The sequence below is a fragment of the Niveispirillum sp. genome, from assembly GCF_052437035.1.
Taxonomy (GTDB): Bacteria; Pseudomonadota; Alphaproteobacteria; order Azospirillales; family Azospirillaceae; genus Niveispirillum.
The window spans coordinates 213,916-238,921 of the sequence record NZ_JBQVOH010000007.1 but is presented as its reverse complement, the minus strand read 5'-3'; the positions used below and the strand labels follow the sequence as shown (position 1 = coordinate 238,921).

General features: G+C 64.8%; 22 protein-coding genes and 1 tRNA gene. 13 read left to right on the top strand and 10 right to left on the bottom strand.

Features of this window, described 5'->3' with window-relative positions:
- From ACT6Q8_RS18265 to ACT6Q8_RS18240, 6 genes are all read left to right on the top strand, one after another.
- Nucleotides 1–1,173: a hypothetical protein gene (locus ACT6Q8_RS18265; protein ID WP_444733492.1), complete on the top strand. Its 1,173-nt coding sequence runs from the start codon at nt 1–3 to the stop codon at nt 1,171–1,173.
- Nucleotides 1,170–2,573, top strand: a complete 1,404-nt coding sequence (locus ACT6Q8_RS18260; protein WP_444733493.1) for a hypothetical protein — start codon at nt 1,170–1,172, stop codon at nt 2,571–2,573. Before ACT6Q8_RS18265 ends, ACT6Q8_RS18260 begins: the two co-directional genes overlap by 4 nt.
- 6 nt (nt 2,574–2,579) lie before the next feature.
- A complete protein-coding gene (locus ACT6Q8_RS18255; RefSeq protein ID WP_054167980.1) occupies nt 2,580–3,185 on the top strand; it encodes a pyroglutamyl-peptidase I family protein in 606 nt (201 codons plus the stop codon).
- Nucleotides 3,186–3,394: 209 nt separating this feature from the next.
- Nucleotides 3,395–4,312 carry a sulfite exporter TauE/SafE family protein gene (locus ACT6Q8_RS18250; RefSeq protein ID WP_054167981.1) on the top strand — a complete coding sequence of 306 codons (918 nt, stop codon included), beginning with the start codon at nt 3,395–3,397 and terminating at the stop codon, nt 4,310–4,312.
- Nucleotides 4,309–5,076, top strand: a complete 768-nt coding sequence (locus ACT6Q8_RS18245) for a TIGR02186 family protein (protein WP_054167982.1) — start codon at nt 4,309–4,311, stop codon at nt 5,074–5,076. Before ACT6Q8_RS18250 ends, ACT6Q8_RS18245 begins: the two co-directional genes overlap by 4 nt.
- 22 nt (nt 5,077–5,098) lie before the next feature.
- The gene (locus tag ACT6Q8_RS18240; protein WP_054167983.1) at nt 5,099–5,569 is read left to right on the top strand and encodes a universal stress protein; all 471 of its coding nucleotides are present in this window, start codon (nt 5,099–5,101) and stop codon (nt 5,567–5,569) included.
- Here the strand turns inward: ACT6Q8_RS18240 and ACT6Q8_RS18235 are convergent.
- On the bottom strand, nt 5,562–6,056 hold the full coding sequence (locus ACT6Q8_RS18235; protein WP_054167984.1) for a DUF2244 domain-containing protein: 495 nt from the start codon (nt 6,054–6,056) through the stop codon (nt 5,562–5,564). The two genes, ACT6Q8_RS18240 and ACT6Q8_RS18235, sit on opposite strands and share 8 nt — an antisense overlap.
- 109 nt (nt 6,057–6,165) lie before the next feature.
- Here ACT6Q8_RS18235 and nth point away from each other — a divergent pair, with 109 nt between their 5' ends.
- From nth to ACT6Q8_RS18215, 4 genes are all read left to right on the top strand, one after another.
- Nucleotides 6,166–6,801: an endonuclease III gene (gene nth / locus ACT6Q8_RS18230; protein ID WP_444733494.1), complete on the top strand. Its 636-nt coding sequence runs from the start codon at nt 6,166–6,168 to the stop codon at nt 6,799–6,801.
- An 11-nt stretch (nt 6,802–6,812) separates the two neighbouring features.
- Nucleotides 6,813–7,979 (top strand): radical SAM family heme chaperone HemW, encoded by a 1,167-nt coding sequence (hemW, locus tag ACT6Q8_RS18225; RefSeq protein ID WP_444733602.1) that lies wholly within the window; start codon nt 6,813–6,815, stop codon nt 7,977–7,979.
- A gap of 276 nt (nt 7,980–8,255) precedes the next feature.
- Nucleotides 8,256–11,201 carry a methyl-accepting chemotaxis protein gene (locus ACT6Q8_RS18220; RefSeq protein ID WP_444733495.1) on the top strand — a complete coding sequence of 982 codons (2,946 nt, stop codon included), beginning with the start codon at nt 8,256–8,258 and terminating at the stop codon, nt 11,199–11,201.
- Nucleotides 11,202–11,281: 80 nt separating this feature from the next.
- Nucleotides 11,282–11,358 (top strand) — tRNA-Arg (locus ACT6Q8_RS18215).
- Between the two features lie 17 nt (nt 11,359–11,375).
- Here ACT6Q8_RS18215 and cobT read toward each other — a convergent pair.
- The 6 genes from cobT to ACT6Q8_RS18185 all read right to left on the bottom strand — a co-directional run bounded on the left by cobT (nt 11,376) and on the right by ACT6Q8_RS18185 (nt 17,031).
- Nucleotides 11,376–13,265, bottom strand: a complete 1,890-nt coding sequence (cobT, locus tag ACT6Q8_RS18210; RefSeq protein WP_444733496.1) for a cobaltochelatase subunit CobT — start codon at nt 13,263–13,265, stop codon at nt 11,376–11,378.
- A gap of 129 nt (nt 13,266–13,394) precedes the next feature.
- The gene (locus ACT6Q8_RS18205; RefSeq protein ID WP_156344583.1) at nt 13,395–13,670 is read right to left on the bottom strand and encodes a hypothetical protein; all 276 of its coding nucleotides are present in this window, start codon (nt 13,668–13,670) and stop codon (nt 13,395–13,397) included.
- Between the two features lie 134 nt (nt 13,671–13,804).
- A complete protein-coding gene (locus ACT6Q8_RS18200) occupies nt 13,805–14,101 on the bottom strand; it encodes a hypothetical protein (RefSeq protein WP_054167990.1) in 297 nt (98 codons plus the stop codon).
- 238 nt (nt 14,102–14,339) lie between these two features.
- A complete protein-coding gene (cobS, locus tag ACT6Q8_RS18195) occupies nt 14,340–15,344 on the bottom strand; it encodes a cobaltochelatase subunit CobS (RefSeq protein WP_054167991.1) in 1,005 nt (334 codons plus the stop codon).
- Nucleotides 15,345–15,381: 37 nt separating this feature from the next.
- Entirely contained in the window at nt 15,382–15,984 is a 603-nt protein-coding gene (locus ACT6Q8_RS18190) for a J domain-containing protein (protein ID WP_054167992.1), read from the bottom strand.
- Between the two features lie 114 nt (nt 15,985–16,098).
- Nucleotides 16,099–17,031, bottom strand: coding sequence for a DMT family transporter (locus ACT6Q8_RS18185; RefSeq protein WP_444733497.1), 933 nt, complete (start codon nt 17,029–17,031; stop codon nt 16,099–16,101).
- Nucleotides 17,032–17,097: 66 nt separating this feature from the next.
- Here ACT6Q8_RS18185 and ACT6Q8_RS18180 point away from each other — a divergent pair, with 66 nt between their 5' ends.
- From ACT6Q8_RS18180 to ACT6Q8_RS18170, 3 genes are all read left to right on the top strand, one after another.
- A complete protein-coding gene (locus ACT6Q8_RS18180) occupies nt 17,098–17,382 on the top strand; it encodes a BolA family protein (RefSeq protein WP_054167993.1) in 285 nt (94 codons plus the stop codon).
- A 143-nt stretch (nt 17,383–17,525) separates the two neighbouring features.
- Nucleotides 17,526–18,044, top strand: coding sequence for a hypothetical protein (locus ACT6Q8_RS18175; RefSeq protein ID WP_444733498.1), 519 nt, complete (start codon nt 17,526–17,528; stop codon nt 18,042–18,044).
- A 126-nt stretch (nt 18,045–18,170) separates the two neighbouring features.
- Nucleotides 18,171–21,035 carry a [protein-PII] uridylyltransferase gene (locus ACT6Q8_RS18170; RefSeq protein ID WP_082372289.1) on the top strand — a complete coding sequence of 955 codons (2,865 nt, stop codon included), beginning with the start codon at nt 18,171–18,173 and terminating at the stop codon, nt 21,033–21,035.
- Nucleotides 21,036–21,059: 24 nt separating this feature from the next.
- Here ACT6Q8_RS18170 and trpS read toward each other — a convergent pair whose 3' ends face one another.
- From trpS to dnaJ, 3 genes are all read right to left on the bottom strand, one after another.
- Nucleotides 21,060–22,061, bottom strand: coding sequence for a tryptophan--tRNA ligase (gene trpS, locus ACT6Q8_RS18165; RefSeq protein ID WP_054167995.1), 1,002 nt, complete (start codon nt 22,059–22,061; stop codon nt 21,060–21,062).
- Nucleotides 22,062–22,137: 76 nt separating this feature from the next.
- A complete protein-coding gene (gene murJ / locus ACT6Q8_RS18160) occupies nt 22,138–23,703 on the bottom strand; it encodes a murein biosynthesis integral membrane protein MurJ (RefSeq protein ID WP_054167996.1) in 1,566 nt (521 codons plus the stop codon).
- Between the two features lie 111 nt (nt 23,704–23,814).
- Entirely contained in the window at nt 23,815–24,960 is a 1,146-nt protein-coding gene (dnaJ, locus tag ACT6Q8_RS18155) for a molecular chaperone DnaJ (protein ID WP_054167997.1), read from the bottom strand.
- Nucleotides 24,961–25,006: the final 46 nt, after the last annotated feature.

The window sequence follows — 25,006 nt, the reverse complement described above, 5'->3', positions numbered from 1 at the left end:
ATGCTAGGCTCCCTTCTTCGTCGTCTGACCGGGCAGCGTGCCGAACCGCCCCGCCCCGCCCCGATCCCGCCGGCAATTGCGGAAACGCAGACCGATGCGGCCCCGCCCGCCGAGCAACCGGCTGAGCCGGATTTGCAGATGTCCAGCCTGGAGGCCCATGCTATTCCCGGCGGGCCGGGCAAAAGCCCCGTCTTCTCCTCCCGCGCTGTGCGGGACGCGACCGTGGTGACCGGAACCATCGAGTCGCTGAACCGATTCGTGACCGGTCAGGATGTGCTGGATGATCTGACCTGGCGGTTGGAAAGCCTGACGGCGGATCAGGTGAATTTCCTGCAGCTGTCCGCCGAACCCGGCCTGATCCAGCGCGCCCAGGCCCGCAGCGAGATATTAAAGGGCGCCAAGGCCGCCGCCCTGCGCAAGCTGCTGACCGATCTGGCGGGTGGTGCCATTCCGGAACCGGCCAGCCGCAGTGCGCCGCTGGTGCCGCCCAACGCCCCTATCCTGCCGCCCCTGACCTCGCTGTTGCCGCGCGCCGGTGAGGGATCGATGCCGTCGGTGTCCGGCTTGGCGGTGCCCAGCCTGGGCTCCGCCAACCCGGCCCCGCCCGGTCCAAGCGCGCCCAGCCTGACCACGGCACCGCCGCTGGTATCCAAACCCATTCCCCCGGCCCCCGCCAAGCCCCTGGTGCCCACGCCCGTGCCGCCCAAGGCGACGGTCGTTTCCGCGCCTGCCCTGGCGGACGGAAAGGCGACGGAACCGAAACCGGCGGAAACCAAGCCGGTGGAGGTAAAATCTCCCGAGGCGAAGGCCCCGGAACCCAAACCCGCCGCGTTGAAGCTTCCGGACGTCAAGCCCGTGGAGCCGAAGCCGGCAGAACCCGCCCCCGCTCCGACCCTAAAGGTGCCAGAGCCCGTTGCCGCCGCTCCAAAGACGCCGGCGCCAACCCCGGCAGCGGCAGTGACAACGGCAGCGGTGGAACCACGCCGGCCCGAACCCGCCCCCGAACCTGCCAAGGTTCAGGCCGAACCGACGCGTCCTGCCCAGGCACCGGTGGCCCCGCCGCCGGAACCCGCAGGCCTGCCCCGCCTGGACCGCCAGGATGCGGAGGCACGCCGCGCCCGTCTGCTGGCATCCTTGACCGACACTTTCTCCTCCAGCGAGGCCGCCCCATGAGCATGCCGTCCAGCGACACCACCGACGCGCGCAAGCCGGTGGAGACGGGGGCCACAGGCGCACCCCTGACCGGGGAAGTGCAGGACAGTGTCGATCCGTTCGATTACGCGGAAACCATTGTCCGCGATCTGGCCCACCATGTCGGCTCGCGCCTGCGTGATTTCCGCTCAGATCTGGCTGCCATGCATTCCGCCGTGGTGCAGCTGCCGGAAACGATGAAGATCAACGCCCTGGGGCAGAGCATCCAGGAGCTGCGCGAACGTCTGGCCCATCTGACCGGTGTGGTCAGCCAGCAGGTGACCCGCTATCCGGAGGAACTGGACCGCGTCGCCAAGTCGGCGTCGGAGCTGCTGAACCGCGTCGCCGGCCTGGAAAGCTGGATCGCGGCGGCACGCCAGACCATGGCGCAGGGGGGCGAAGGCCCGAACCTGCCCATGCCCACCGGCGGCTTCGTCGGCCATGATCAGTTCGAAGCCATCATCAGTCAGGTCCATGACAGCATCCTGCGCGTCGTGGGTGCCGTCCGCGACCTGCAATTGGATGTCCGCGATATCCGTAGCGATATCCGCAAGGGCACGCCCGGCGATGACGCACCCGCCGCAGCACCGGTGGCGGCAACGCCCGCCGCCCCCGACCATGGCCCTGCCCTGGCCGAGCTGTCGCGCCGTCTGGCCGCATTGGAAAACCGCCCCACGCCCGCCAGCGGTCAGGCCCTGGCCGATCTGGAACGCCGCCTGAAGGCGCTGGAGGATCAACCCGCCGCCGAGGCGCCGGCCCCTGCCGTCCCCGCTGTTCCCCCCGCACCCGTGGCCGCCGCCCCGGCACAGGCGGACGTGGCCGCCCTGGTGTTCGGCGCATGGCACCGCCTGTCGCTGCCCGCCGGTGACAAGGCATTGTCACAGACGGTGGAGGCGGTTCTGTCCACCCTGTCGCGCACCTTCGATCAGACGGTGCGGTCGCCGCAGGTGGCCAAGGGTTCCGGCATCGTGGCGGTCGCCACCGCATCCCGCGCCGGCACCCCGATCACCGCCCTGCTGGCGACCGAGGATCTGTGTGGCCGTACCTGGACCCTGGGTGCGGATGCCGCCGACATGGCCGCCCCTGCCGACGGGGACAAGCCGGCAGCGGCACGCACACCCTGCTGGCGTGCCCTGTTGGCCGCGTCCGCCCTGGTCGAACAGCAGCAGCCGGGCACCAAGGTGCTGCCGCTGCTCGTCTATGGCCATGGCAGCATCGACAAGCTGCCGTCGCGCGACGACATGAACGCCCATGCCGGCAAGCTGGGTGTGGCGGCGGCGGCGGAACGGCTGCTGGTCATCGGCGCGCCGGACCAGTCGGGCCATACCGGCTTCGCGCAGCCGCGCGACCTGCTGTCGGCATTGACCGAACTGGGTCTCTGATCCGGCATGCCGCGCATCCTGGTCACGGGCTTCGCGCCCTTTCTGGGCCATGCCGTGAACCCCACGGCCTGGCTGGCGGAACGGTTGAACGGGGCCAATGTGGCCGGGGCGGATGTGACGGGCGTGCGCCTGCCCGTCACCTTTTCCGGTGCGGTCCCGGCGTTGAAGGACGCCGTGGCCGAATACCGGCCCGATGCCGTGGTGATGTTCGGCCTTGCCTATGACACCGACCTGATCCGCCCGGAACGGCTGGCCCTGAACCTGGATGACGCGACCGCCCCCGATAATGACGGTGTGATCCGCCGCAACCGGCCCATCGCTGCGGATGGCCCCATGGGCTATTGGTCATCCCTGCCGCTGGACGCCATCATCGATGATCTGGATGCGGGCGGCTTTCCCGTGAAAACCAGCCGCGATGCCGGCGGCTATATCTGCAATCACCTGTTCTTCGGGATGCGCCATTGGCAGCCCGGCCTGCCCGCCGGTTTCATCCATGTCCCGCCCTTCCCCGACGGGCTGAAACCCGGAGATCGCGGCCACCGCACCGGTATGGAACCTGAACGGCTGGAACAGGCAGCCCGCATCATCCTGGCGCGTATCGCGGCATTGTGATAGGTTTGTTTTCCCAAAACCTGTCCGATGAAAGCCATGCAACAACCCCTTGTTTTTTGTTTCATCTTGTTGCACGCGGGCCTAGGGCTAGCGGGCCGCCGGTTTGAATGACCTTGGCAGGAAACGCATTTGCTTCCCCCTTCCCGTGAAAGCCGGTAGCATGCACTGACCATCATCACCCGCCCCCGCCCAAGGGAATAACCGGGATCATGCAGATTTATCTTCCCATTGCCGAAATCTCGGTCAACGCCCTGTTGATCTTGATGCTGGGTGGCGGCGTGGGGTTCCTGTCGGGTCTGTTCGGGGTGGGCGGCGGCTTTCTGATGACGCCCTTGCTGATCTTCATCGGCGTGCCACCCGCCGTCGCCGTGGGCACCCAGGCCAATCAACTGGTGGGCGCCTCTGTCTCCGGTGTGCTGGCCCATTGGCGGCGCAACAATGTCGATGTGAAGCTGGGCTGCGTCATGCTGATCGGCGGTGCCATCGGCACCGGACTGGGCGTCTGGCTGTTCGGCCTGTTGCAGAAGCTGGGCCATATCGACCTCGTCATCTCGCTTTCCTATGTGCTGTTCCTGGGCACCGTCAGTTCCCTGATGCTGACGGAAAGCGTGCGGGCCATTGTGAAGGGGCGCGGCGTGCCCGTGCGGTCCAAGCTGCATCACCATACCTGGCTGCACGGCCTGCCCTTCAAGATGCGCTTCCCCCGCTCGCGCCTCTACATCTCTGCCTTGCTGCCGGCCTTCATCGGCTTTGTCGGTGGGGTGCTGGTGGCGATCATGGGTATCGGCGGCGGGTTCCTGCTGGTCCCGGCCATGATCTATATCCTGGGCATGCCCACCGCCCTGGTGGCCGGAACCTCACTGTTCCAGATCATCTTCACCACGGGTCTGGCCGCCTTTCTGCAGGCGGTGGGCAACCAGACGGTCGATATCGTGCTGGCCCTGCTGCTGCTGGTCGGCGGGGTGATCGGGGCACAGTTCGGGACCCGCGCCGGGGCCAAGCTGCGGGGTGAGCAGGCGCGTGCACTTCTGGCCCTGATGGTGCTGGCCGTGGCCGTGAAGCTGGCCGTGGACCTGATCGTGCGGCCGGAGGATCTGTTCTCCATCACCCTGCCGGTGATGACATGACGCGCCGCAACCGCCGCCTTCTGGCCCTGCCCCTGGCGCTGCTGGCCGGTTTCTGCCTGTGGCAGGCGGCACGGCCTGCCTGGGCACAGTCACTGGTCGCCGACCTGTCCAGCCACCTGATCGCCATCACCACGGGCTTTACCGGCACCGATGTGGTGCTGTTCGGCGCCGTGGACGGGGATGGCGATGTCGCGGTCGTGGTGCAGGGGCCGGAGGGTGAGGTGACCGTGCGGCGCAAGGATCGCGTGGCCGGCATCTGGATGAATGTGGAGGATGTGGCCTTCGCGCGGGTGCCCGCCTATTACAATGTCGCGGTGACGGCCCCGCTGGATGGCGTGGTGCCGCCGACTGTGCTGCAACGGCATGAGATCGGGCTGGATTATGTCCGGCTGCTGCCGGAAAAGGCCAAGCTGCCGCCCGAAAAACTGGCCGAATTCCGCGCCGCCCTGATCCGCAACAAGCAGCGGGCGGGGCTGTACACCACGGAGGTGGGGGAGGTTTCCTTCCTGGGCCAGCGCCTGTTCCGCACCCGTATCTTCTTTCCGGCCAATGTGGCCACGGGCACCTATACCGCGTCGGTCTTCCTGATCCGCGACGGCGATGTGGTCAGCGCACAGACCACGCCGCTGCTGGTCTCCAAGATCGGCTTCTCCGCAAATGTCTTTGAATTCGCACAGCGCAATTCCGTCTTCTACGCCATCCTGGGCATCATGCTGGCCGTAACATCGGGCTGGCTGGCCGGGATCGTCTTCCGCAAATCATAATGGCCTTCGGGGAGAGGCAACCATGACCGACAAGACCCGTATCTTCCTGGTCGTCGTGGACGAGACGGAGGAAATGACCGTCGCCCTGCATTACGCCGCCCGCCGCGCCCGCACCACGGGGGGCCGCGTCGCCCTGCTGCATGTCATCCCGCCGTCGGAGCTGCAGCATTGGGGCGCCATCGAGGAATTGATGAAGCAGGAGCAGCGGGAAGAGGCGGAGCAGCTGATGCAGCGGCTGGCCAAGGAGGTGGTGGATATCGCCGGCTCCATGCCCATGCTCTATATCCGCGACGGGCAGGCCAGCGAGCAGCTGATGAAGCTGATCCAGGAGGAGCCCAGCATCTCCATCCTAGTGCTGGCCGCCGGCACGGGGCGTGGCGGGCCGGGCCCGCTGATCAGCTTCGTGGTGGGTCAGATGTCGGGCAGCCTGCGCATCCCCGTCACCGTCGTGCCGGGCTACCTGTCGGATGAACAGCTGGACGCCATCACCTGAGGCCGCGCCAGCGTTCCAGCGCATCGCGCAGGGCATCGGCAAAGTCCCGGCGTTCATCGGGTGACAGGTCGCTGCCCACCACCAGATGCCTGCCATGGCTGGCCAGGGTGATCTGGCTGCCGGGCCGCATCGGTTCATCCAGATGCACGCGCAGCCAGCCGGGTGCCAGGGTCCAGACCTGCCGCCGGTTCGATGGGTCGATGCGTTCCACCGTCAGCGCCCTGTCGGTCAGCTCCACCGTCTCGTAAGCACTGGCGCTCCGGTAACTGGCCTTGAACGCCCAGTAAAGGATGGCGACATCCAGCCCCATGAAGCCGATGACGGGCCAGGCCCCCGACAGGTAGAAGGCGACGCCAGCCCCCAGGCTCAACCCGCCGACGCACCACATCAGGCGCCGGAACCCCACGGGGCTCAGGCTGCGATGGGGATGGATCACAGCCCGGAACAGGACCGTGCCATCGGTTGATGGGGCGACCGCATCATTCATGACACAGACGATAGGACGCCGACAGCAGCCCGGCAAGGTGGGGCGATTGCGACAGGCTGTCCCGCCGACTATGTTAAGCCCACCCCTGCCCCCGCCCGGATGCCCCCAATTGAAGCGCGCCGCCATCGACGAATTCTTCCGCCGCCTGTCGGAGGCCAATCCGGAACCGAAGACGGAGCTGGAATATTCCAACCCCTATACATTGCTGGTGGCCGTCGTTCTGTCGGCCCAGGCCACCGATGTCGGCGTGAACAAGGCGACCCGGGCGCTGTTCGAAAAGGCCGACAATCCGACGGCCATGGTGGCCCTGGGCGAGGCGGTGGTGCGCGACCATATCAAGACCATCGGCCTTTATAAGAACAAGGCCGCCAACACCATCAAGCTGTCCGAGATCCTGCTGGCCAAGCATGGCGGCGAGGTGCCGAGGCGGCGGGAGGATCTGGAGGAACTGCCGGGCGTGGGGCGCAAGACGGCTAACGTTGTCCTGAACACCGCCTTTGGGGAGCCGACCATCGCCGTCGATACCCATATTTTCCGCGTCTCCAACCGAACCGGTCTGGCGCCCGGCAAGGATGTCGATGCGGTGGAGCAGGCCCTCCTGAAGCGCGTGCCCAAGACCTGGCGCTTGAACGCGCACCATTGGCTGATCCTGCACGGGCGTTATGTCTGCAAGGCGCGCAAGCCGGATTGCCCCACCTGCATCGTCCGTGATCTTTGCGGGTTCGAGGCCAAAGTGCTGGAATAGGAAGTATGTTGATGCGTACCCCGCCCGATCCGGGTTTCGCGCTTTATGTGCATTGGCCGTTCTGCGCGTCCAAATGCCCTTATTGCGACTTCAATTCCCATGTCCGGGAAAGGGTGGATCAGCCGCGCTGGGCCGAGGCCATGCTGCGCGAACTGGATCATTTCGCTGATCTGACGCCGGGCCGCACCCTGACTTCCGTCTTTTTCGGCGGCGGCACCCCGTCGCTGATGCCGCCCTCCACCGTGGAAGCCATTCTGAAGCGCGCGGATGAACGCTGGGGCCTGCCCGCCGGGACGGAAGTGACGCTGGAGGCGAACCCGACCAGCGTGGAGGCCGACAAGTTCCGTGCCTTCCGCGCCGCCGGGGTCAACCGCGTCAGCCTGGGCATCCAGGCCCTGAATGAGGCGGACCTGAAGGCCCTGGGCCGGCGGCATTCGGCGGATGAGGCGTTGACCGCCATCGGTCTGGCCCGCGCCATCTTCCCCCGATACAGCTTCGACCTGATCTATGCCCGGCCGGACCAGACCGTGGCGGCCTGGCGGGAGGAATTGTCGCGTGCCCTGGACCATGCCGTCGGGCATCTGTCGCTTTACCAGTTGACCATTGAGGAAGGTACGCAGTTCCACATGCTGCACGCCCGTGGCGAGCTGGTCCTGCCGGAGGAGGAGGTACAGGGAGAGCTTTATGCGGCGACGCAGGAGGTGCTGAACGCCGCCGGCCTGCCCGCCTATGAAGTGTCGAACCATGCGCGACCCGGCGAGGAAAGCCGCCATAACCTGACCTACTGGCGCTATGGCGATTATGTCGGCATCGGGCCGGGGGCGCATGGCCGCCTGACCCTGCCCGGCCAGGGCAAGGTCGCCACCCGCACCCACCGCGCGCCGGAGATCTGGCTGGAGCGGACGCTGGCCAATGGCACCGGCGCCAAACCGTTCGAAGCCGTGGCCGATGCCGACCGGTTGACCGAGATGCTGATGATGGGGCTACGCCTGTCGGAGGGTGTGTCGCTGGAACGGCTGGCGGCGGAAACGGGCAAGCCGCTGACGGACTGGATCAATGCCTCCCGTCTGGACGGCCTGGTCCGCCATGGCATGCTGGAACAGCGCGGCCCCATTCTGGCCGCCACAATCGACGGGCGGGAGCGGTTGAACGCCGTACTGGCCCGGTTGCTGGGGTGATTAGTACTTATGAACTATCCAACTGGATAGGAGTGACTGCGTAGCCTGTTTAATAAAATGCCGTAAATTTCCGCATAAGCATGTCATCGACAGTCATTGTGGAAACCACGATGGCCAGAAGATGGCCTGATATCCAAAATCATACCCCGAGATGCGGTCCTTTGGTTTGGTGATATCGAAGCTGAAGCGGTTTGATTTTGTATCCAAACCATTTTTCTTCGTATCCACTTGGAACCAATCTGTCGCCCATCCGGAAATTTGCCTTATGGAGCCGGCATGCGCAGCAATGGTCCCGTCACGAACCGGGAAGTGGAGATGACGGATGGCGACCTGTTGGTGTCGAAGACCGATACCGGCGGCCGTATCATCTTCGTCAATGATGCCTTCATCGCCATCAGCGGCTTTTCCGAACAGGAACTGCTGGGCGCGCCGCACAATGTCATCCGCCATCCCGACATGCCGAAGGAGGCGTTCGCCGACCTTTGGGCCACCGTGAAGGCGGGCCGCCCTTGGGAAGGGCTGGTCAAGAACCGGTGCAAGAACGGGGATCATTACTGGGTCCGGGCCAATGTCACCCCGATGCTGGAGGATGGGCAGGTCACGGGCTACATCTCCATCCGGTCGAAGCCGTCGCGGGCCGATGTCGCCATGGCGGAAAGTCTTTATGGCGCGATGCGCAGCGGCAACGCCGGAAACCGTCAGGTGCGGGGCGGCAGTGTACAGGGGACGGGCCTGCTGGCCATGGCCGGGCACTGGCTCAATTCCGTGCGCGGACGGCTGGTCGTGGTCTTCACGCTGATGCTGTTGCTGCAGCTGGTGATCGGCGGCATGGGCATGAAGGCCGCCGATGATGGGCACGAACGTATCGCGCATCTGAACGAGGAGGCCGTCGTGCATATGCGCCGGCTGAAGATCGTGTCGGATGCCTATGCCGTCTTCATCGTCGACGCCTCGCACAAGGTCCGCAACGGCAACTTCACCTGGGAGGAAGGCATCAAATCCATTGACAAGGCCCATGCCGATATCCGCCGTGAATGGGCGGATTTCACCGGGTCGGACATGGATGATGATGAACGGGCCCTGATCGCCAGGGTGACACCCCTGCTGGGGACCGCTGACCGCACCGTCGATGCCCTGCAAGCCGCCATGAAGGCGCAGGACCGCGCCGCCCTGGACCAGCTGGTGAAGGAGAAACTGTACCAGACCATCGACCCCGTCTCCGACATCATCAGCCAGCTGGCCGAAATCCAGCTGGCGCACGGGCCGGAAGCCCTGGCGGAGAGCGAAAGGGAGCATGCCACCCTGCTGCTGGTGCAATGGATCATCGGTCCCCTGGGTCTGGCTGTCACCATCGCTGCCGGTCTGTGGCTGCTGCTGACCATCCGCCGGCCCATGGCCGCCATGCGCAACGCCTTCGACGCCATTGCTGCCGGACGTATGGACCAGCCCATCGACATGCCCGAAGCGCGGGAATTCAAGGGCGTGTTCGGGCAGTTGCGCGCCACCCGCGCCAAACTGGCCTTCTCGCGGGAGGAGCGACAAGTGGCGGAGGCCAAGTCAAGGGCCGAGACGCGCCAGCGTCTGCTGGAGACCTGCGACGCTATCGAAACCGACCTGATTGCCACATGGCAGGGTGTGGAACAGAGCTGTCAGCGCGTGGTGGGCGGCATGGATCAGTTGAGCCATGCCATCGGGTCGGTGCGAGAAAATGCCGTACTGCTGTCCTCGATCGCTGAACAGACATCGGCCAATGCCCAGAATGTGGCCGCCGCGACGGAGGAGTTGGGGGTTTCGGGGACCGAGATCGCACGGCAGGCCAGCCTGTCCAATCAGGTCGTGGCCCGCGCCGTCGCCAGCGCCCGCGACGCGCAGGGGGCCGTCTCCCGCATGTCTGAAGCGACGGGCGAGATCCGCGCGGTTGTCGGCCTGATCGCCGAAATCGCGGAGCAGACCAACCTTCTGGCCCTGAATGCCACGATCGAGGCGGCACGCGCCGGTGATGCCGGCAAGGGCTTTGCGGTTGTCGCATCGGAGGTGAAAAGCCTGTCCAACCAGACCCGAAATGCGACCGAGGATATCGCCAAGCGGATCGAGGCCGTGCATGCCGCCGTGGAAGGCAGCGTCGATGGCATCAATGCCGTGATCCGCGTGGTGGAGGAGATCAATCACACGGCGACGGCCACCGCCGCCGCCGTGGAGGAGCAGTCCGCCGCCAGTGCCGAGATCGGTCGCAATGCCGAGGAATCGGCCAGCGGTGCCGCCCAGGTCAGCCAGAGTGTGGCAAGGATCAGCGGCGATGTGGACGAGGCCAGTCAGGTGACGGGGGAGGTTCAGGCGCGGGTCGGCGATACCCAGCGGTCGGTCTCCGCCCTGCGCACACGGCTGCTGACCACCCTGCGGCAATCGGTGGCCGGCGACCGGCGCGGCAATGACCGTATCCCCACCGACCTGCCCGCCCGTCTGGCATCCGGTGGTGGCAACTGGGATATCCGGGTGCTGGACCTATCGGTGGATGGCGCACTGCTGACCATGCCGGCGGGGCTGAAGGTCGATCCCGGCGCACGGGCACAGCTGACTTTGGCCGGTCTGGGCACCTTGTCAACGCGGCTGGTGGGTTCCAGCGAGCTGGGTCTGCATGTGAATTTCGAACCGCGTGCGCAGGAGCAGGAGGCGCTGAACGGCTTCGTTCAGCAACTCGTGAATGCCGAGTCGCTGTTCGTGACTGCTGCACAGGACACAGCCGCGAAGCTGGGGGTTGCCCTGTCGGAAGCCTTGGCCGCCGGGAGGATCAGCGAGGATGATCTGTTCTCCACCGAACTGCATCTGGTACCGGGATCTGACCCCGAACAGTTCATCGCCCCCTTTACGGCCCTGACGGATCAACTGTTCCCCGCCATCCAGGAGCCGGTCCTGAAGCTTGACCCGTCGGTGCAGTTCTGCGCGGCAGTGACAGGCATCGGCTATCTGCCCACCCATAACGCCAAATTCAGCGAGGCGCCGCGACCCGGTGACCGTGACTGGAATATCGGCCATTGCCGCAACCGCCGCATTTTTGACGACCGGGCCGGCATGGCCGCCAGCCGCAATAGCCGCCCCTTCCTGATGCAGGCCTATATGCGCGATATGGGCGGCGGGCAGGTTGTGCGCATGAAGGAGGTTGACGCCCCCATCATCGTCGCCGGCCGCCGCTGGGGCAATCTGCGCCTCGCCTACAAGAAGTGACCCTGCCGGAAGCCCCCCTGGAACCGGTCCATGGGGGCTTTCCCGGCGGCGCGATTGCCGCTATATGGGGGGCGTGGTTGGCGTCCGTAGCTCATCAGGATAGAGCGCCGGTTTCCTAAACTGGAGGCAGCAGGTTCGAGTCCTGCCGGGCGCGCCACATTTCCCCGCCTGAAATCAACGCCGACCGCCCGCCGCACGGCGTGGGGCAGCGCCCCAGCCACGACGGCTATCCTCGTCGAACAGTTCCGCCAGCTTTTCCATCATGGTGCCGCCCAGCTGTTCGGCATCGATGATGGTGACGGCGCGCCGGTAATAGCGCGTGACGTCATGGCCGATGCCAATAGCCACCAGTTCGACCGGGCTTTTGGTTTCGATCCAGTCGATGACGGCGCGCAGATGCTTTTCCAGGTAGGAGCCGTTATTGACCGACAGGGTGCTGTCATCCACGGGCGCGCCATCGCTGATCACCATCAGGATGCGGCGCTGTTCAGGGCGGCCCAGCAGTCGCTGATGCGCCCACATCAACGCCTCGCCGTCGATATTCTCCTTCAGGATGCCTTCGCGCAGCATCAGGCCCAGATTGCGGCGCACGCGGCGCCAGGGGGCATCGGCCCCCTTGTAGATGATATGACGCAGATCGTTCAGGCGGCCCGGCTGCGGCGGCTTACCAGCCGCGATCCAGCGTTCGCGTGACTGCCCACCCTTCCAGGCGCGCGTCGTGAAACCCAGGATTTCCACCTTTACGCCACAGCGTTCCAGGGTGCGCGACAGGATGTCGGCGCTCATCGCCGCGATGGAGATGGGGCGGCCGCGCATGGAGCCGGAATTGTCGATCAGGAGGGTGACGACGGTATCGCGGAAATCCGTCTCATTCTCGCGCTTGAAAGACAGGGGCACCGTCGGGTTGATGACAACACGGGCCAGACGCGCCGCGTCCAGCATGCCTTCTTCCAGGTCGAATTCCCACGACCGTGTCTGCTTGGCCAGCAGGCGGCGCTGCAACCGGTTGGCCAGCTTGGAGATCACGCCCTGCAGGTGCTGAAGCTGCTGATCCAGCATCAGACGCAGGCGGGTCAGCTCATCGGGGTCACACAGGTCAGCGGCGTCCACCACCTCATCAAAGGCGGTGGTGTAAGGCTTGTAGGTGCCGGCATCGGGTTCGTTGCGGGACCGTTCGGGGCGCGGCTGCTGTCCGGGATTGCCCGGCTCTTCGGAGCCTTCGCCCTCGCTCAGTTCGCCTTCGGCCTTCTCGCCATCCTCGCCCTCAGCGGCCTCTTCGGAGCGGCGCTGCTGTTGCTGCTGCTCCTGCATTTCCTGCGACTGATCTTCGCCGGATTGCTGCTGGCCGCCCTGGCTGTCCATCTCCTTGTCGCTGTCGCCGGCATCGGGGCTTTCAGGCGCATTGTCCTGCTCGCCCTCGTCGCTTTCCGGCTCGGCCCCCACTTCCATATCCATGTCGGACAGCAGACGACGGACAGCCTTGGCATAGGCGTCCTGGTCCTCCATGACGCCCGACAGCTTGTCCAAACCGGTCCCCAGCTTGTCAGCCACCTTCTGCCGCCAGAGATCGACAGCGGCGCGCGCACTTTCCGGAGGTGGCGCACCCGTCATGGCTTCGCGCGCCAGCAGCCGCAGCACATCCGGTACCGGCACCTGTTCAGGATCGTTCAGCCGGTCGAAACCCGCCTTGCGGTACTTCTCCTCCAGGTTGGCGGCCAGATTGCCGGCTACGCCCCGCATCTGGGTGGCGCCGATCGCCTCCACCCGCGCCTGTTCCAGCGCCTCATACGACAGGCGGGCCTGCTCGCTGACCGGCATGCGGTTGGCATGGATGGCGGCGTTGTGGTGGCGCAGGCGCAGGGCCGCAGCATCCGCCGACCCGCGCACATGCGCCAGTTCCCGTGGGTTCAGGTCGCGGGGCGGCAGCGGTACCCGTACCCGTGTTCCCGCCACACCGGCAGGTTCAGAGGAGAAGCCCACCACCAGATCCTTGCGGTCCGCCAGGGCCCGCACGGTGGCGGTGGTGGCGCGCTTGAAGGTCTCAAGGGGGCTTTCCTGGGTCATGATCCGTCACTGTTCCATCCGCCCGCATCGACAGGGCGCACAGCAACAATAACGGATGGGTGTGATCATACCCAACCATTTTGCCAGGGTCGCCTATCCGTCCCGATCATGACGGGCGGGAGAAACGGGTTATTTAGGCGTCTTTGAGGCGGCGTCGTTGCGCTGCATCTGCTCGGTCTCCGCCCGCTGCTGGCGGTAGAACTCATCCCATTCCGCCTTGGTGCGGCACACCTTCTTGGCGGCGAGACGGCTTCCCGTCTCCTTTTCCTTCTTACAGATTTGCTTGTCGGCTTCCGATGCGGTCGTTGCCGCTGGCGCCTGCCCGCTGCCCGACTGGGCCTGGGCGACAAAGGCCGTTGCAGCCGTAAGGGCCAAGGCCAGAACAAAGGATACAGAACCGCGCATGTGCTTCCTCCCCTGTTGATGGGTTTGCCCAGGCCCGGTCATGTCATGCCCGATGGACAACGACGGGAGCGGCGTACCGCCCCTGCCGTCGATACGGGCCGCCCCATCGCGGCCCGCCATCGCGCGACATGCGATCAGCCCTTGGGCGTCTTGATCGCCATATCGTTACGCTGCATCTGCTCCGTCTCGGCGCGCTGCAGACGGTAGAACTCGTCCCACTCCGCCTTGGTGCGGCAAACCTTCTTCTTGGCCAGACGGGTGCCCGTCGGCTTTTCGCCCTTGCAGATTTCCTTATTGGCATCATCGGCAGTCGCCGTCGCCGCACCAGCCTGCGCATCACCCGCCGGTGCAGCTTGGGCCATGGCAATACCGGCCACGAACGGCTGAGCGGCCAACATCAGTGCGGCCACCCCCAATCCAAACTTCTTCATCGTCGCATTCTCCAAAGTAACAATACATGCCCCAAGACATACAATAACGGATATTTGATGCGCGGGCAATTGCCGCGCCGCAACCAATCGATAATACGAAAGGCAGAGTCGAAAAGCCTTCTAGACAGATTGAATGTTAAACATGTTAATTCATTGCAGTTTTGCAAATAAATAGCTGAATGAAAAAGGCGGCCACATCGTTGATGCAGCCGCCTTGTAAATCTTCAGAGGTTTATGCTTAGACGAGTGTGCCCTTGAATGCACCCGTCGGCAATTCCTGGCCGAAGCAGCGCTGATAATATTCCGCAACGGTGGCGCGCTCGACCTCGTCACACTTGTTCAGGAAGGAAACACGGAAGGCAAAACCAACATCGCCGCCGAAAATCGCCGCGTTCTGGGCCCAGGTGATCACGGTACGCGGGCTCATCACCGTCGAAATGTCACCGGCGATGAAGCCGCTGCGGGTCATTTCGGCCAGACGGACCATGGCGGCCACGGTGCCGCGCCGTTCATCCGTGTCGTAATCCGGCACCTTGGACAGGATGATCCGCACCTCGTCGGCATGCGGCAGGTAATTCAGGGTCGCCACGATGTTCCAGCGGTCCATCTGGCCCTGGTTGATCTGCTGGGTACCATGATAAAGGCCCGTCGTATCGCCCAGGCCGACCGTGTTGGCCGTGGCGAACAGGCGGAAGGCCGGGTGCGGGCGGATGACCTTGTTCTGGTCCAGCAGGGTCAGCTTGCCTTCCAGCTCCAGCACACGCTGGATCACGAACATCACGTCGGGGCGACCGGCATCATATTCGTCGAAGACAACGGCACAGGCGTGCTGAAGCGCCCAGGGCAGAATGCCTTCGCGATATTCCGTCACCTGCTTGCCGTCGCGCAGGACGATGGCGTCCTTGCCGATCAGGTCGATACGGCTGATATGGCTGTCCAGGTTGACGCGGATGCAGGGCCAGTTCAGTCGGGCCGCGACCTGTTCGATATGGGTCGACTTGCCGGTGCCGTGATAGCCCTGGATCATGACACGGCGGTTGTAGGCGAAGCCGGCCAGGATGGCCATCGTCGTCTCGCGGTCGAAGCGATAGGCCTTGTCCCGCTCCGGCACATGTTCCGTGGCAACGGAAAAGGCCGGGACACGCATGTCGCTGTCGATGCCGAAAACCTCGCGCACGGACACGGTGATGTCGGGCAGTTCGGGATGGGTGGCCGTGCTGTTGGAAACCATGTCGGGTGCCATTCTTGCGCTGCTTCTGATCTCTGATGCCAGGGGTCTGTCAGGCCTGGTCGGGCTGTTGTCCGCCAAAGGCGGCCTTCAGGGTTGTGTAGGCCTGGTTGATGGATTTCAACCGCTCCTCCGCCTCTTTCGCCCCGCCATTGGCGTCGGGGTGATATTGTTTGGCAAGCTGGCGGTAGCGGGCTTTGATGGTGGCGAAATCGGCGTCGGGCGGAAGCTCCAGTACCGTCAGCGCCTCTTCCTCCGCCGTGCGGGGCTTGGGGCGCGGGGCGTTCCGGCGGGTTTCGCCTTCCTCTCCCGACCAGTCGGCGCCAAAGGCGAAGCCGCCATTGAACACCTTGTCGCGGGTGCGCCGTTCATGCGTGCGCCAGTCGCCCATGGGCCAGGAGGGGCGCTGCCAGGTCGTGTCCTGGCGCACATGACGCTCAATCTCGTCCTGGGTCATGCCGGCGTAGAAGTCCCACGACTTGTTGTAGTCGCGGACATGGTCCAGGCAGAACCAGTAATATTCGTTCAGCTTGTCCCGGCCCTTAGGTGCCCGATGTTCCCCCGCTTCCCGGCAGCCGGGATGATCGCACGCGCGCAGATGGGTGCGCGGTGCCTCCCGGTAGTCAAAGGAAAGATTGGGCCGGTTCTTCTGCATAGCCGGCAGAGTATGGGTGGCAAGCTTGACGCTGACAAGGACGCCGATAATGCGCGTTCCCGGTTGCGCGTCTGCCTGCCATGCAGTCGCACCGGACTTGACGAGGCGAAAAGCCTATGTCCGCCGCTCAGACAGGGCTACCAGCACAAGCCCACCACCAATCAGGCCCAACCCCACCAGATTGGTCATGGTCAGGGGTTCCCGCAGCCACAGGGCCGAGGAGAGCAGCCCCACCACCGGCACACCCAGGACTGACAGCGAGGTGGTGATGGCCGGCAGCGCCCGGTTGACCGTGACCATAGCCCAGAAACAGAAGGCGGTGGCGATGGGACCATTATAGATCAGCAGAACCACCAGCTGTCCCGACCAGTCGATATGCGACTGATCCTCCGTCACCAGGGCGGCAATGGTGGCCAGCGACGCCGCCAGCATCATCTGCCAGGGCGCCAATTGCAGCGGCGTGCCCACCCAGCGGTGGCGGCGCACATGCACGATGTTGCAGGCCCAGATCAGGGCCGCCAGCATCAGCAGCCCGTTGCCCAGCAGCACGGGCCGCTGTGTCCAGTCGAAAGCCGCCGGATTGAACAGCACCGCCACCCCGGACAGGCCGACCAGCAGCCCGCCGGCCTTGGCCCAGCCCACCTTTTCCTTCAGGAAGATCAGGGCCAGCGGTACCACCCAGAGCGGGGTGGTATAGGCCAGGATACCGGCCCGGCCCGCCGGCACATACTGGACCGCGATGGTGACCAGCAAGGTGAACACCCCCATCTGCAACCCACCTACCGACAGGATGACGGGCAGATCGGCCCTGGGCGGCAGGCGCAGTTGCCGCAGGGCGGCAGTAAAGATCAGCAGTGAGACAGCACCCAGCAGCAGTCGCGAGGCGACGAAGCTGATGGGCGGCATATGGCCCACCACCTGCTTCATGACAGGCCAGTTCACACCCCAGAGCAGGATGACCAGCACCAGCAGGGTGACGGCCATGGGCCGCGTCACCAGTTGGGCTTTCTTCGTCGCCGCCGGCGTCGGCGGGCTGGTATCCGGCATGATGATCCACTACCTGTTGGCCATGTCCCACCCCTGGCACGGGCCGAACCGGCCCTGGATATGAGAATGGCAATCTATGCGACCCGCATGCGGGACAAGCTGACAGAGGCTCTAAACCCGCAAAGCCTGAGCATCAAGGATGTCTCGCACCATCATGCCGGCCATGCGGGCGCCGACCAGCCGGGCGGCGAAACGCATTTCGATGTGGTCATCGTCTCGGACCGGTTCGAGGGGCTGGGGCGCGTGGCACGCCAGCGTCTGGTGTATGGCGCCGTGTCGGCGGAACTGGCCGAGCGGGTACACGCCTTATCGATCCAAGCCCTGACGCCGGATGAGGACGCCAGGACGTAATGCCGACGATGATGGCGGGTGATGGTCGGCAAGGCGGCGGTTACCGCAGCGCGACCACCCGCCGCAGGGTATGTTGCATCGCAACATGACACTCTGTACCCTGTCATGGCGGGGGTACCTCCCCTGCCTGAAGAAGGGGACGGATGATGATGCGGGAAACCCCGACACCCTTGGCCGCCCGTGGGGCGGAGGTCGCGGCCGAACTGACGGCGACGGCCATGGTCCTGGGCGAGACCTTGTGGGCAGCGCAGCAAACAATCGGTCTGCGCGCCGTCCGGCTGGCCGCTGCCGGGTTCGATCCGGCCCGCCTTCAGGACCCCGAATTCACCACCATGGTGTGGGAAAAGCTGGATGCCGCTCTGGAGGCCCAGCGCGCCCTGGCATCCGGCCTGTGGGCCTTTTCCGATGTCTGGATGGAATGGCTGGCGCAGCAGGTGACGGCCACCGCCCAGGCCGGGATGGAGATGGCGGCCCCGCCCGACCCCATCCGTTATGGCGGTGCGGCCAGCGATTATGTCGAGACCAGCCTGAATGCCGCGGAAATCGCCTGTGGCCGCATGGCGCTGGAAGCCTCGCGGCTGGGCGGACGCGGCCTGGCCCCCTATCACCGCGCCACCAATGAGAATGCCCGCCGGCTGCTGAGTGCTGCCGGAGAGGGCTGACCGCACCTGACGCGATAAAATCATCATCGGGAGGGGGTTATGGGGCTGTTCGTATACGGAAGGCCCAAGCCTGGACGGATGTTTCGTGCCATACTGTCGCGCAGGGACAGTCCCGGAACCCGTGTGATGCCAGATACTATTCCCCCCGCCCCGCCCCGCAGCAACAGCACCGCCCCGACCGAAGGCACCTCCCGCCGGTCAGATGGCACGCGTCAGCCCCCCATACCCGGTCGGACCAGCATCGCCAAACGGCTGAATGCCCTGGCCGAGGCGCATGATGGCAGCATCGACCGGCTGCGTGGGCCGCTGCTGTCCCTGCTGAAAGAGATATTGGCCGAAGGCCGCGCGGCTATCCGCAGCCGGTTCGAGGCGTCGCACCGTGGTGATGACTGCGTCCACCAGACGGCGAAGTTGACCGACGGCATCGTGCAGGCGCTGGCCGATTTCACACTGGACCATGTCTATCCCACCGCAGAACTGACTAAGGGCGAACGGTTGGCCATCGTCGCCATCGGCGGCTATGGCCGCGCCGAGATGGCCCCCTTCTCCGACGTCGATCTGCTGTTCCTGCTGCCCTATAAGCGCACGCCGCGCGTGGAGCAGGTGGTGGAATATATGCTCTACCTGCTCTGGGATCTGGGCTGGAAGGTGGGGCATGCGGTGCGGTCGGTGGATGAATGTATCCGCCTGTCGCTGGACGACATGACCATCCGCACCAGCCTGCTGGAAGCCCGCTTCCTGTGGGGCGAAAAGACCCTGTTCGATGAGCTGCGCCGGCGGTTCACCAAGGATGTAGTGGCCGCGAGCGGCAGTGTCACCGCCTTCATCGAAGCCAAGATGGGGGAGCGGAACGAGCGCCACCGCAAGGTCGGCGACAGCCGCTACATGCTGGAACCCAATATCAAGGAGGGCAAGGGCGGGCTTCGCGACCTGCAGACCCTGTTCTGGATCGCCAAATACGCCTATCAGGTGGACGAGGTGGAGGGGCTGGTTGCCAAGGGCGTGCTGACGCCGGAGGAGGCGCAGCGCTTCGCCAAGGCTGAGAGTTTTCTGTGGGCCGCCCGCTGCCAGCTGCATTACCTGACAGGCCGCCAGGAAGACCGGCTGACCTTCGATCTGCAGACGGAGATGTCGCGGCGTCTGGGCTATACCGAACATGCCGGCAAGAACGCGGTTGAGCGCTTCATGAAGCATTATTTCATGATCGCCAAGGATGTGGGCGACCTGACCCGCATCTTCTGCGCCACGCTGGAACAGGAAAGCAAGCGCGCCCCGCGCTTCGCCTTCCTGCGCAAGCGGTTCCAGCGCGGGGCGGATTTCAACGGCTTCACCCTGGATGCCGGCCGTCTGAACGTGAAGTCCGAACGGCATTTCAAGGATCAGCCCATCGACATGATCCGCCTGTTCCATGTGGCGCAGGAAAATGATCTGGATATCCATCCCAACGCCCTGCGCGCCATCACCCGCGCCCTGTCCAGCATCGGGCCGAAACTGCGCGAGGACGCGGAGGCCAACCGCCTGTTCCTGGAAGTGCTGTCATCGAAGAAGGACCCGGAGGTCGCGCTGCGCCGCATGAACGAGGCGGGCGTGCTGGGCCGGTTCGTGCCGGATTTCGGGCGCATCGTGGGCATGATGCAGTTCGACATGTACCACCATTTCACGGTGGACGAGCATACGCTGTTCGCGGTCGGCATCCTGCATCAGGTGGAGAAAGGCGCCCTGACCGAAGAGGTGCCGCTGGCGTCGGAGGTCATCCATACCGTCTCGTCGCGCCGCGCGCTCTATGTCGCCATGCTGGTGCATGACATCGCCAAAGGGCGCGGGGGTGACCATTCCATCCTGGGCGCGAAGGTCGCCGAAAAACTCTGTCCCCGCCTGGGCATGACGGAGGAAGAGACGGAAACCGTGGTCTGGCTGGTGCGCTGGCACCTGGCCATGTCCGACACCGCCTTCAAGCGCGACCTGGATGATGAGAATACCATCACGAAGTTCGTCGATCTGGTGAAGTCACCGGAACGGTTGAAGCTGCTGCTCTGCCTGACGGTGGCCGATATCCGGGCCGTGGGACCGGGCCGCTGGAATGGCTGGAAGGCCACTTTGCTGCGTCAGCTTTACCGCCGCAGCGAGGAGCGGATGTCCGGCGTCGTGGGAACGGAGGGCCGCGACAGCCGCGTAACCGCAGCCCAGGCAGCCCTGCGCGCGCAACTGGCCGACTGGCCCGCCGCCGATATCGATGCCCATATGGCGCGCGCCTATCCGGGCTATTGGCTGTCGCTGAACATTCCGACGCTGGCCCACCATGCCCGCCTGATCCGGGAGGCGGAGCGCACAAAGGCCCCGCTGACCCTGGATACCCGTATCGACCGGGGGCGCGTGGTGACGGAGGTGACGGTCTATACCGCCGACCATCCGGGCCTGTTCTCCCGCCTTGCCGGTGCCCTGGCGCTGGCCGGGGCCGACATCATGGATGCCCGCATCTTCACCATGACCAATGGCATGGCGCTGGACGTGTTCACGGTGCAGGCCGCCGGCGGCGGATCGTTCGACAGCGGGGACAAACTGGCCCGGCTGTCGGTGATGGTGGACAAGGTTCTGGCCGGTGAATTGCGGCTGGCCGACGAGTTGGACCGTCGCCGCCCGCCGCAGACCGCCCGCTCCCGCGCCTTCAAGGTGCCACCGCGCGTTCTGGTCGACAATACGGTGACCGGCAATCACACCGTGATCGAGGTGAATGGCCGCGACCGTCCCGGCCTGCTCTATCTGCTGACCCGCACCCTGACCCAGGCGAATTTGCAGATCGCGTCGGCCAAAATCTCCACATATGGCAACGTCGCCATCGACGTGTTCTATGTGAAGGATGTTTTCGGCCTGAAGGTCACGCATGAACGCAAGCTGGCCGAAATCCGCCATGCGCTTCTGAACGCCCTGACCGAACCGGAGGGAGAGCCGGAACCGGCAAAGGCGACGAAGGTGAAGAAGAAGGCGGCGTAACAAAAAGGGGATGGGTTTTGAGGATCAGAACCGCACCAGACCCACCAGATCCTTCACCTCATTCACCGTCCGCGCTGCGATTTCACCGGCGCGGTCGGCACCCTTCTTCAAAAGCCGGTCCAACTCGGCCTTGTCGCCCAGCAGCCGGTTCATCTCACCCGCGATGGGGGCCAGCTTGGCGACCGATAGGTCGGCGAGCGCACCCTTGAAGGCGCTGAACTGCTGCCCGCCGAACTGGGCCAGCACGGCGGCGCGTGTCGTGTCGGAGAGCGCGGCATAGATGGTGACCAGATTGTTGGCTTCTGGCCGCTTTTCCAGGTCCTCCACCGTCTCGGGCAGGGGTTCCGGGTCGGTCTTGGCCTTGCGGATCTTGAGCGCGATGGTGTCGGCATCATCGGTCAGGTTGATGCGGCTATACTCGCTCTCATCCGACTTCGACATTTTCTTGGTGCCGTCGCGCAGGCTCATCACCCGCGTCGCCTCGCCCAGGATCTGCGGTTCCGGCAGGGGGAAGAAGCCGTCGGCCTTGTAATAGCGGTTGAAGGCGCCAGCAATGTCGCGGGCCAGTTCAAGATGCTGCTTCTGATCCTCGCCCACCGGCACATGCGTGGCCTTGTACAGCAGGATGTCGGCGGCCATCAGCACGGGGTAGGCATAGAGGCCCAGGACGGCATTATCCTTCTGCTTGCCCGCCTTTTCCTTGAACTGGGTCATGCGGTTCAGCCAGCCCAGCGGCGTGTGGCAGGTCAGGATCCAGTTCAGTTCGGCATGGCCGGACACCGACGACTGGTTGAACAGGATGTTCTTGTCCGGATCGATCCCCGCCGCGATGTAGGCAGCCGCCACCTCGCGGATATTGTTCCGCAGGGTTTCGGGGTCATGATCGATGGTCATGGCGTGCAGATCGACGACGCAGAAGATGGCGTCCATGTCGTTCTGCAGCTTCACCCAGTTCTTCAGCGCGCCGAGATAATTGCCGAGGTGGAGCTGGCGGGTCGGCTGCATGCCGGAAAAGATAAGGCTCATCGCTTGAGGTCTCTATCGGTCGCTTGTGGAAGGCGAAATGCCGGGCCGTCTGTATCGCGCGGGCGGACAGCCCGGGTCAAGCGGCGGGCGTGTTCCCACCCCGGCGCAGCAGCCCCTTGATCTCCGAAAGGCGGGTGGCGCCCAACAGGAAGCAAAGCGCGAAATAGGTCAGTGATGCACCGGTAATCACGGCCACCAGGGCGCTGATCCGTTCCAGTGCTGCACCCACGAACAGCGATTTCGCCAGCAGTTCTGTCAACCCGATACCGGCCAGCGCCAGGCCCAGGGCCGCAAGCGCCATGCGCCACAGCCGGCTTTTCAGCCGTGCATCCAGCGTCAGCAGACCCCGGCGGCGCAGGCCGATGGCCAGCAGCACTACATTCAGCCAGGCCGTCAGACCCGGCGCCAGGGCCAGCCCGACATGGCCCAACGGTTCGATCAAAGCCAGCGAGACCAGGACATTGCCAATCAGCACCACGATGGCGATACGCACCGGCCCCTTCGTGTCCTGTTTGGCGAAATAGGCCGAGGACAGGATCTTGGCCACAATGAAGGCCGGTATACCGATGGCAAAGGCCTGCAGCGCCGCCGACGTGGCGGTCGCATCCGCCGCCGTGAAGGCCCCGCCCTTGAACAGCACATGCACCAGCGGGGCGGGAATGGTCAGCAGGGCCACGGTCGCCGGCAGGCCGAACAGGGCCGCGAATTCCAGGCCCCGGCACAGGCTGGCCTTCACCCCGTCATGGTCGCCGGCAACCATCTGCCGCGACAGCAGCGGCAGCAGGGCCGTGCCCACCGCCACCCCGATCACCGACATGGGCAGCTGGTTCAGGCGGTCGGCATATTGCAGATGCGACACCGCCCCCGTGGGCAGCCAGGAGGCAAGGTTGGTGCCAACCAGCAAATTGAACTGATAGACGCCCGCCCCCAGGATGCCGGGCGCCAGCAGGGCGAACAGCTTCTTCACGCGCGGCGTCAGGCGCGGACGACGCAGGGACAGCCCCATGCCGGCCCGTTTGGCAGCCAGGATCATCCAGACCATCTGCGCCAGACCCGCCACAGGCACGCCATAGGCCAGCATCCAATGCGCCCCGATGCCCAGCGGCCCCGACAGCAGCAGACCCGTGATCTGCACGATATTCAGCAGCACCGGTGCCGCTGCAAACGGCCCGAACCGGCCCACGGCATTGAGGATAGACCCAAACAGAGCCGTGATAGAAATCAGCGTCAGATAAGGAAAGGTGATGTGGGAAAGCGAGATAGCGAGCTTGAACTGCGCCGGATTATCATGGAACCCGGTGGCTAGGACCGCCACCACCCAGGGCATGGCAAGCGCCATGATGATTGAGAAAATCATCAAGATGGCGACCATGACGGACAAAGCCTCTTCGGCCAGCCCCTTGGCCGCATCCTTGCCTTCCTTCTCCATCGCTCCGGCAAAGAGCGGCAGGAAGGCCGCCGTAAAGGCGCCTTCGGCAAACAGCGAGCGGAACAGGTTGGGCAGGCGGAAGGCCACGAAGAAGGCATCCGCCTCCATGCCCGCACCCAGAAACCGGGCCTGCAGCATGTCGCGCACAAAGCCCAGCACGCGGCTGACCATGGTGATGCCGCCGACAGTGGCGATGGCGCGGGCGAAGCTCATGAAGGGGTCCGGTAATTCGTAGAGCGGATTAGCGACAGGGTAATCCGCGGAGCAACGGTGACGGTGTACCGCGGATTACGGCTGCCGCCTAATCCGCTCTACGATGACGGATCAATCCTTCAAATCCGCAAAGAACTCTTTCACCTTGGCGAAAAAGCCCTCCGACTCGGGATTCTGGCCGTTCTCCGAGGCGTCCTTTTCGAATTCGCGCAGCAATTCCTGCTGGCGCTTCGTCAGGTTCACGGGCGTTTCGACCATGACATTGATGTACATGTCGCCGCGCTGCGGGCTGCGCAGGACGCTCATGCCCTTGCCCTTCAGGCGGAACTGATGGCCCGTCTGGGTGCCGGCGGGGACATTCACCTTGGCCCGGCTGCCATCGATGGTCGGTACCTCAATGGTTCCGCCCAGCGCCGCCGTGGTCATGGGGATGGGCACCCGGCAATGCAGATTGGCTCCGTCACGCTGGAAGAAGCGGTGAGCCGCGATCGACAGGAAGATATAGAGATCCCCTGGCGTGCCGCCACGCAATCCCGCCTCGCCTTCGCCCGCCAGACGGATACGGGTACCATCCTCCACGCCCGCCGGGATCGAGACCTGAAGGGTCTTTTCCTTGCGCACGCGACCCTGGCCACCGCAATGGCGGCACGGGTCCTTGATAACGCGGCCGGCCCCGTTACAGGTGGGGCAGGAACGTTCGATGGTGAAGAAGCCCTGCTGGGCCCGCACCTTGCCGGCCCCGTTACAGGTGCCGCAGGTGGTGGGGCTGCTGCCCGCCTCCGCACCCGACCCGCCGCAGGGATCGCACATCACACTGGTCGGTACGCGCACCTGGGTGGCGGAGCCCTTGAAGGCATCCTCCAGGCTGATTTCCAGGTTGTAGCGCAGATCGTTGCCGCGATTGTTGGTCTGGCCGCCGCGCCCGCCGCGGCCCATGAACTCCCCGAACATCTCGTCAAAGATGTCAGCGAAGCCGCCACCGAAATCAAAGCCACCGGCAGCCCCGCCCGCACCTGGGCGCCCACCACCACCTTCAAAGGCGGCATGGCCGAACCGGTCATAGGCGGCTCGCTTCTGCTCGTCCTTCAGACAATCATAGGCTTCGTTGATTTCCTTGAACTTCTGCTCGGCCGTCTTGTCACCCTGATTGCGGTCGGGGTGATACTGCATGGCCAGCTTGCGATAGGCCTTTTTCAGGTCGTCGGCGCTGGCGTTTTTCGGGGCGCCGAGAACTTCGTAATAATCGCGCTTCGACATGGTGGCCTCTGTCCCTTCGCATCCGGTCCGGCCGGCCTGTCAGTGG